Source organism: Mesorhizobium sp. M7A.F.Ca.MR.362.00.0.0, assembly GCF_004023175.1.
Lineage (GTDB): Bacteria > Pseudomonadota > Alphaproteobacteria > Rhizobiales > Rhizobiaceae > Mesorhizobium.
Map to the genome: position 1 here is coordinate 1916 of NZ_RZTF01000496.1, position 489 is coordinate 2404.

The following is a 489-nucleotide window of genomic DNA, read 5'->3' on the forward strand; positions in this document are numbered from 1 at the left end:
GCCTTGCGCGCCAAGCACGTCGTCGAGGACGACCATGCTGTCGGCCAGTTCGCTCATCGGCAGGCGGAAGAAACGGCGTGCGCCAAGCGGCGTGAAGTTGACCTGGACGCAGCAGGCGCCGCCGAATGATTCGATCACCACCGGTCCGGCAAAGAGGCCGGCGGCGAAACTGGCGAAGCGGTCATTGTCGCCGGGCGCCTTGCCGAGGCCGATGGCGAATGGTTCAGCGAAGTTGAAGACCAGCGGCACGGTGAGGGACGCGTATTCGACGTTGCGCATATGGCCGGGCGTCATTTCGCGATAGCCGCAAATGTCCGACACAATGCCCTGAAGTCGAGGATCCGGCAGGCGCCGGCGCATCTCGAACCGCCCGGCGACGGACCGGTCCTGCTCTTGCTGGGGTTGCATCTCGACTGGCATCGGCCATCCTTGCGCCAAGTCAAATCTAGCAGACCCGGGGCCGGAATCAAAAGCGCCCGGCTTTTGGCC

At 64.6% G+C, this 489-nt stretch carries 1 protein-coding gene; it reads right to left on the minus strand.

The window, feature by feature from the left end; genetic code table 11:
• On the minus strand, nucleotides 1-420 hold a 420-nt coding region (locus tag EOC06_RS44205), incomplete at its 3' end, for a DUF6597 domain-containing transcriptional factor (RefSeq protein WP_368773614.1).
• Between the last annotated feature and the right edge of the window lie 69 nt (nucleotides 421-489).